Source organism: Sphingomonas sp. LH128, from assembly GCF_000293195.2.
Taxonomy (GTDB): Bacteria; Pseudomonadota; Alphaproteobacteria; order Sphingomonadales; family Sphingomonadaceae; genus Novosphingobium; species Novosphingobium resinovorum_A.
Genome location: NZ_ALVC01000483.1, coordinates 1 through 6804 on the forward strand (window position 1 = coordinate 1; position 6804 = coordinate 6804).

The window sequence follows — 6804 nt, forward strand, 5'->3', positions numbered from 1 at the left end:
CCCTGCTCGGCCTTGTCGGACGTGCGCAGCGCTCCGGGAAACGGGCACTCATGCCCGCTTTCGCGACGCTGGCAGTACTGGCGGTCGGCGTGCTGACGATGCCCGAGCCGCGCCCACAGGCGCAGGAGGAAGCCTCGATCATCAAGGCCAGACCCTTCTCGCCCGAGGCACTGGCAGCGGCACGCGCCAACGGCAAACCGGTCTTCGTATGGATGACCGCCGACTGGTGCCTCACCTGCAAAGTCAACGAAGCCGCCGCGATCGAGCGCGAGGATACCCGCGTCGCCTTCGAAAAGGCTGGGGTCGTGGTGCTGCGTGGTGACTGGACCCGGCGCGATCCGGCGATCACCCGCTACCTAACCGAACAGGGCGCGGCGGGGGTTCCCCTCTATGTCTGGTACGGCCGCGACGGCCGGGCCGAAACGCTGCCTCAGGTGCTCACGCCCGCGCTGCTGGCGGAAAAGGCAAGATGACGTCGTCCCGGACTTGATCCGGGACCGCTGGCCGTGACCAGCCCACATAGCTTCAGGGCGCCCGGCACGGCAGCGCCCACCTAAAGACAGCCACCGGTCCCGGATCAAGTCCGGGACGACGGTATGCCATGACGCTCACTTCTTCGGCAGCTTCGCCGCGATCTCCGGCACCTTCTCAAGCTGCGCACGCACGCTCTCCAGCGGTCCGACGATCACAACGCTCAGCTTGTCCACCGGCAGTTCGCGCTTCGCGGCGGTCTGGAAATCCGCCGCCTTGAGCGCGCTCGCCCGGCCGACGTAGCCATTGAGGTAGTCCACCCCCAGCCCTTGCACGTCGAGGTTGGCCAGCGATCCCGCCAGCCCATCGCGCGAGGACAGGCCCAGCACGAAGGTCCCGTTCATGTAATTGCGGATGCCCTGCACTTCGGCATCGGTGGGGAGAGTGTCCTGCATGCGCCGGATCTCCTTGTAGATCTCGGTGATCGCAGGCCCGGTCGATTCGGCTGTGATATCTGCGTCCTCCACCCAGAACGCCCCCTGCACCCGCTGCGAGAGCGACGCGCTGGGCGAGTAGGTGTAGCCCTTGTCCTCGCGGATGTTGCGGGTGATGCGCGAGGAGAAATAGCCGCCCAGCAGCGTGTTGGTGGCGCGGAAATCCATGTCATAGCCGGGCTTGGCCACGCGCTTGCCGATCCACACGGTCGACTGCGGCGCGCCCGGCCGGTCGATCAGCACGACCTTGGGCGCGGGCTCGGCGGGCACGGGCAATGCGGTGGGCGCAGCGCCTGCCGTCCAGCCGCCGAACGCTTTCTCGACCGCCGCGCGCACCATCGCCGGATCGAAGCGGCCGACGATATAGAGGTGCGTACGCGCGGCGCCGAAGTTGGCGGAATGGAACGCCTTGATCTGCTCCAGCGTATAGCCCGAAAGCTGCTGCGGCGTCGGGAACGTGCGGCCATAGGGATGCTCAGGGTAAAGCGCCGCCGAGAATGCCTCGGACGCGATGGAGCCGGGGGTGGACTTGGCCACCATCAGGTTGCGCAGCATGTCGGCGCGCACCTTCTCCAGTTCCTCGGCCTTGAAGTCGGGGCGCTGGAGCAGGTCGGCGACGAGGGCGACGGCATCAGGCGTCGATTCCCCCAGCACGTCTATCATCGCCGAACTGGAATCGAGGCCGGTCGAAAGCGCCAGCGAACCGCCCATCCCCGCGGCGGCCTCGGCCAACTGCGAGGCGTCGCGCCCCCCCGCGCCCTTCTGCATCAAGGCGCCGGTGAGGTCGGCGAGCCAAACGTTCTGGCCGTCATCGATATTGCCGGTGCGTACGCTGGCGACGATCGTGACCTTGGGCACGTTGCCGTGCTGCGCCATGGTCACCTTCATGCCGTTGGCAAGCGTGAACTCGGTCAGCGGCGGCAGAGCGAAGGGTTTGGGCGCGGCCGGGGCGGGCGGCGCTTCCTTTGCCAAAGCAGGAGCGGCGGTCAGCGCCAGCGCGGCGGTGCAGAGGAGAAGATTCCGGATCATGATGCCCTCCCTCACTTCGCAGCCGCCGGAGCCGCGGCGACGGCGCCGGGCTTCAGGCTGATCACGGTACGGTTGGTCGAACGCAGGTATTCGCGCGCGGTCTTGCGGATCAGTTCGGGCGTGACCTTCTCGATCTCCGCCTCCATCCGGTTGATCCGCCCCGGATCGTCGTCGAACAGCGCGAAGCTGGCGAGCAGGTTGACCAGCCCGAAGCGGTAGCCATCGCCCACGGTATCGTAGATCTCGGAGCGGGCCTTGGTCTTGGCACGGGCAAGCTCGGCCGGAGTGACGAGGGTGTCCTGCAGGTCCTTCACCACCGCGTCGATGTCGGCGAGAATGGCGTCGTCGGTCACTTCCGGCCCGTGAATCAGGAACGCCGACCACAGCATCGGCCCGTTGTAGTCGTAGGCGCTGCCGAGCGGCCAGTTGATCCCGCCCGAGACATTGCCCGCATAGCCCTTCTGGTTCACCAGCACGCGGGTCAGCCGGCTGTCCGCGCCCTGGATCAGCATGAGGTCGATCAGCCGCATCGCCGCCCACTCGGGCGTGTTCTTGGGCGGGACGTGATAGGCCCATGCCAGCGCCGGTTGCGGCGCGAGCGGGTCGGTCTTTTCGGAGCGCTTTTCCGCCGTCTGGCGCGGCTCGGAAATGTCGGGGAACTTGAGCGCGCCGGAGGCCGGGATCGGGCCGAAATACTTCTCGGTCCAGGCCATGACCTGCTTCGGATCGACGTCGCCGGCAACGACCAGCACGGCGTTGTTGGGCGCGTAGTAGTCCTTGAAGAACGCTTGCACGTCGGTCAGCGTCGCCGCGTCGATCTCCTTGAGATCGCCGTAGAAATTATGCGCGTTGTACCAGTTCGTATTCGCCAGCTGCGGCAGGTCGAGCCACGGGAAGCCGCCATAGGGCTGGTTGATGACGTTGACCTTGACCTCGTTCTTCACCACGCCCTGCTGGTTGGTGAGGTTGTCCTGTGTGATGTCGAGGCCCTTCATCCGGTCTGCCTCGGCCCACAGGAACGTCTCGGTCGTGTTGCTGGGGATCGCCTCGTAGTAGTTCGTGAAATCGAACCGGGTGGAGCCGTTGAGCACGCCGCCGTTGGCGTTGACGAGGCCGATGAATTCCGCCTTGCCCAGGTTCTTCGAGCCCTGGAACATCATGTGCTCGAACAGGTGCGCGAAGCCGGTGCGGTCTTTCGGCTCGATACGGAAGCCGATACCGTAATACACGCCGACGGTAGCGGTAGGCACCGAATGATCAGGCGAGATCACTACCTTCAGACCGTTGGCGAGCTTGTGGTATTCGACCGGCACTTGCCCCTTCGCGGGCGCCGAAGCAGCGGCGACCTTGGGAGCCGCCAGCACGGGCGAAACGGAAAGCGGCGCCAGCGAGGCGGCGGCTAGCAGAACGGCGCGACGAACGGTGCCGAGTCTCATGGCGATGGTGCTCCCGGATGTGTCCCTGTTGATACGCCCCGGCAGGAGAAGCCGACTGCGCAACCGCTTGGCAATGCCAGACTATCCGTGAGCGGCCGGTTTGCAATCGACAAGCTACATTCGTCATCGACGAACGACTTGCGATTACAGAATTTTCACCGGAGCAATCCCTGGCGGGGTGGCTCCCCCTCAACCGAACAGCCAGTGCCCCAGCAGCCGGTCGAACGGGAAGGTGAAGAAACCCGCGATCAGCAGCGCACCGATGATCAGCCCGCGCACCGTGCGACGATGGCGGGCGACGTTGCCCTTTCGCGCGGCGAGCACCAGCACCGGCACCATCACGATGGTGAAGACCGAAAGGATATGGATCAGGCTGAAATGGCCGGGCTTGGTCGTCACGAACAGGCTGTCGACAGCGGTGAGGAACATCGCCCCCGCCCAGGCATAGCCGAGCGCGCGATGGCCGGGCGTCCCCCGCCGCTTCCACAGCAGCACCGGGGTCAGCGCCAGAGCCACGACGATCGTGAGCAAGTGCAGCCAGATGACGCCGGGAATGTTCGTCCATTCGGACATGCCCTTGAGCACCGCGACCCCGACGAAACCCAGCATGACGAGCGCCAGTGCCCCTAGCAGCTTCTCCAGCCGATCGGGCGCGATGGACTTGACGGTACTGCTCATGCGGCACCCTTGCGGTGAAATACCAGGCGCCACAGCGGCAGCGTGACCATCGCGAACTGGCTGATTTGCGGAATAACGAAAGCAAGCGCGACCGCAAGCGCCGCAGCGGCGATCACGCCGGGCGAACCGCTGTAGCGATTATCGGGACCGGGCACCGCCAGCCCCTTGCGCTCGATCCAGAACATCAGGAACCAGGCCAGAATCCCGGTCAGCAGCAGGTTCAGGTTGTAGCACAGCGCCGGGACGAAGGTATTGTGCCCCGCCGCCACGAATGCCGTGGTGAAGGGCATCACGCCGATCGCCAGCAGGTAGAGCAGGTTCGGCCAGACCAGCGCCACGTCGAAATGCGTCACCCGGCTGAATATCTGGTGATGCGACAGCCAGAACCGTCCGATCACCAGGAAACTGAGTACGAACGCCAGGAAATTGGGGATGAGCCTACCCAATTCCGCCCAATATTCATGAACCGGTGCGTCGGGGGGAAGATGCGGCACCTCGATCTCGAGCACCAGCAAGGTGATGGCGATGGCAAAGACCGCATCCGAAAAGAACACGATCCGTTCGAGCGCGAATTTCGCGCCGCCGTGCAATTCTGACATACTCATCAGAAGCCTGCGCCGTTTGGCCAACTCTGCGCGGCCAGCCCCATGACCTTGAACAATTGCCCCATCTGCCCCTCGTCGATCAGTCGATCCTTGTCGGAGTTTATGGCAGAAGATTGTTGCGGTGCAACAGCGCAAAGTTGCGCGGCGCGCGTTTCGATGCCGAGCGCGCGCAGGAATGCCCCTTGCGTCACCGTGCCGAGATGGCGCGCACCGCCCGCGACGGCGACTTCGGCCATCGTCGCGAAATCGACGAGGCAGGTGAGATCGGCCTCACCGGGATGGGCGAAGGGATCGACCTTGGTATGCGCGCGGATCGCCTGCAGAGTCGAGCCGGTACGCTTTTCGGCGTAGCCGTAGTCGATCAGCAGCGCCGCCCCGCCCTGCCCCTGAAGGCGACGGGCGATCTCGTCGACCACGGCGGCCGCGCCGGGGCAAGTCTCGATCAGGGTCTGCTCGGGCGCTTCGAGCCATGCCTCGGGCACGGCGGCGTCCATCGGACGATCGCCGGCGACCGGCACGAAGCGGTGGCCTTCGAGGCCGACCATGCGCTCGCGCCAGCCTGCCGCCGTCTTCACCATCTGGCGCACCGGGAGGGCGTCGAGGAACTCGTTGCCGACCAGCAGCAACGGTGCGTCGGTGGGCAGGCTGTCCATGTCGTCGTGCCACTGCGCATCGGGCACTGCCTTGCGCTGCTCGGCGCGCAGGGCCCCAGAGCCTTCGACGAGATGGACCTCGGGGCTCAGTCCCTGCTTGCGCATGACCCGCAGCGCATCGCGCGCGAGAGTGCCACGACCGGGGCCCAGCTCGACGTAGTGCACCGTCGCCGGAGCGCCCGCGCGCATCCAGATATCGGTCAACCACAGGCCGATCAGTTCGCCGAACATCTGGCTGATTTCGGGCGCGGTGACGAAATCGCCCGCGCCGCCGAGCGGGTCCTTGCCGGAGTAATAGCGGGCGTTCGATTCGCCCATGTACTGCTGGAGCGAAATCGGCCCGTAATTGGCGATCAGCCGCCGGAAGACGGCTGCCAGAGAGTCTTCTCCCCCGGCTTCGTCGCTCATCAGGTTATCTCGATAGGACGCCGGGTGGACAGTTCGGGCTTGGTCAGCGCGCGGGCGATCAGGAACAGGCCGAGCAGGATCAGCGGGATCGTCAGCCACTGGCCCATCGACAGGCCGGTGACCTGCGCGAAGCGCTGGAGCTGGGCGTCAGGCTCGCGGAAGAACTCGACGATGAAGCGGGCCGAGGCGATGCCGGTGGTGAAGACGCCGACCAGCAGGCCGGGCCGGAAGCGCGCGCGGGTCTTCCAGTAGAGCGTGAGCATGACGATGATCATCAGTAGGCCCTCGAGCCCGGCTTCGTAAAGCTGGCTGGGGTGGCGCGGCAGCGGCCCGGCGTCGGGGAAGACCATCGCCCAGGGCAGCGGCCCGGAGACGACGCGGCCCCACAGTTCGCCGTTCACGAAGTTGGCGAGGCGGCCGAACAGCATGCCGAAGGGCACGCAGACCGACACGAAATCCGCCACGCGGATCAGGCTCAGCTGGTTGCGCCAAGAAACCCAGGCCATCGCCAGCATCACGCCGATGAGGCCCCCGTGGAAGCTCATGCCGCCGTGCCACAGCTTCACCAGTTCGGCCGGGTGCAGCCACAGGCTCGGGATATCGGAACTGCCGCCGGTGTAGAACGTGGCATAGCCGAGCCGTCCGCCAAGGATGATGCCGACGGTGCAGTAGAAGAAAAGGTCGTCGGCATGGCGCTGCGCCAGCGGGGCGCCGGGCTCGCGGATCATCCTCGACAAGTGCCAGTAGCCCAGGACGATGCCTGCCAGATAGGCCAGCGAATACCAGCGCAACTCGAAACTGCCGATGCGGAACAGGTAGTTCTTGAGGCCGAGGTTGACCCAGTAGATGGGCTCTGGCGCCTGGGCGGCGGCGGCAAGCAGTGTCAGGGACAAGTGGCGGACCTCGTATGCTTCATCGGGCGGCCTTCTGGCATAGCCCGGTGCCCGATGGTAGCCGAGTTTTCATTTTCACGCGGTATGGATGAGGCTTCGACAAGTTGTGCCGCGACCCTCGACAAGCTCAGGGCGAG

7 protein-coding genes are annotated in these 6804 nt (G+C 65.6%); 1 reads left to right on the forward strand and 6 read right to left on the reverse strand.

Features of this window, described 5'->3' with window-relative positions; all coding sequences use genetic code 11:
- On the forward strand, positions 1–473 hold a 473-nt coding region (locus LH128_RS28805), incomplete at its 5' end, for a thioredoxin family protein (protein WP_037521902.1).
- A gap of 135 nt (positions 474–608) precedes the next feature.
- On the opposite strand, the gene LH128_RS28810 is transcribed toward LH128_RS28805, so the two are convergent.
- The 6 genes from LH128_RS28810 to lgt form a co-directional block, all read right to left on the reverse strand.
- On the reverse strand, positions 609–1994 hold the full coding sequence (locus LH128_RS28810; protein WP_008833233.1) for a M16 family metallopeptidase: 1386 nt from the start codon (positions 1992–1994) through the stop codon (positions 609–611).
- A gap of 11 nt (positions 1995–2005) precedes the next feature.
- Positions 2006–3430, reverse strand: coding sequence for a M16 family metallopeptidase (locus tag LH128_RS28815; RefSeq protein ID WP_008833234.1), 1425 nt, complete (start codon positions 3428–3430; stop codon positions 2006–2008).
- A gap of 189 nt (positions 3431–3619) precedes the next feature.
- Complete coding sequence (locus tag LH128_RS28820) at positions 3620–4108, reverse strand: DUF2306 domain-containing protein (RefSeq protein WP_008833235.1); 489 nt, start codon at positions 4106–4108, stop codon at positions 3620–3622.
- Positions 4105–4737 (reverse strand): TMEM175 family protein, encoded by a 633-nt coding sequence (locus tag LH128_RS28825; RefSeq protein WP_327195313.1) that lies wholly within the window; start codon positions 4735–4737, stop codon positions 4105–4107. The genes LH128_RS28820 and LH128_RS28825 overlap by 4 nt, the downstream gene beginning before the upstream one ends.
- On the reverse strand, positions 4713–5774 hold the full coding sequence (locus LH128_RS28830) for a class I SAM-dependent methyltransferase (protein WP_008833237.1): 1062 nt from the start codon (positions 5772–5774) through the stop codon (positions 4713–4715). Before LH128_RS28830 ends, LH128_RS28825 begins: the two co-directional genes overlap by 25 nt.
- Complete coding sequence (lgt, locus tag LH128_RS28835) at positions 5774–6667, reverse strand: prolipoprotein diacylglyceryl transferase (RefSeq protein ID WP_008833238.1); 894 nt, start codon at positions 6665–6667, stop codon at positions 5774–5776. Before lgt ends, LH128_RS28830 begins: the two co-directional genes overlap by 1 nt.
- Positions 6668–6804: the final 137 nt, after the last annotated feature.